Consider the following 780-nt stretch of genomic DNA (forward strand, 5'->3'; position numbering starts at 1 on the left):
TTTTAAACTACGCTGAAATAAAAGCTCTAGCAATGGGAGATCCAAGAATCAAGGAAAAGATGGATTTGGACATAGAGATAAACAAGCTTTCAGTACTAAAGGCGGCTTGGTCAAAACAAAGATACTCCCTGCAGGACAGTATAGTGTACTCAATACCAAAAGGTATTAACTCAAATGAAGCAAAAATAGAAGCCATACAAAAGGATATAGAATTAAGAAACTCAAATAAATTTTCTGATGATGAATTCAGCATTATATTGGAAAACACCCGGATTACTGAAAAAGAAAAAGCGGGAGAACTTTTGTTACTGCTTTGTACCAGGGCAAAAAAAGAGAACTGGAAGCAGGTAAGTATCGGAACCTATAAAGGCTTTGATTTAAAGCTTGAATACAATGAATTCCTGAGTGGGTTTAATTTACATATTACAGGTAAATATCAGTACACAATTGAGCTTGGTGGGAATCCCATCGGGAATATCATACGTATAGACAATGCGCTAGAAGGTATGGAGCCGGCATTACAAAGGTGTCGCAATCATTTGGAACAGCTTAACCAGGACTTTGAAACAGCAAAGGCAGAATATGAAAAGCCGTGGCGTTACGAGGAAGAATACAAGACAAAATTAGCACGTCAGGCAGAACTTAACGTTGAGCTGGATTTAAACAAGCAGGATGAAGTTCTGGGAGACGAAGCATCAATTGAAAACAAAGGGGAAGCAATAAATGCTTCGTCTGTAGTCTCTGATGAAGAAGAGCAGGAAATGGAGATGTAAATAATTT

At 37.8% G+C, this 780-nt stretch carries 1 pseudogene; it reads left to right on the forward strand.

Features of this window, described 5'->3' with window-relative positions:
* Positions 1–773 (forward strand): annotated as a pseudogene (locus tag L323_RS32400) (helicase); the annotation flags it as partial.
* Between the last annotated feature and the right edge of the window lie 7 nt (positions 774–780).

The organism is Ruminiclostridium papyrosolvens C7 (genome assembly GCF_000421965.1).
Taxonomy (GTDB): Bacteria; Bacillota; Clostridia; order Acetivibrionales; family DSM-1351; genus Ruminiclostridium; species Ruminiclostridium papyrosolvens_A.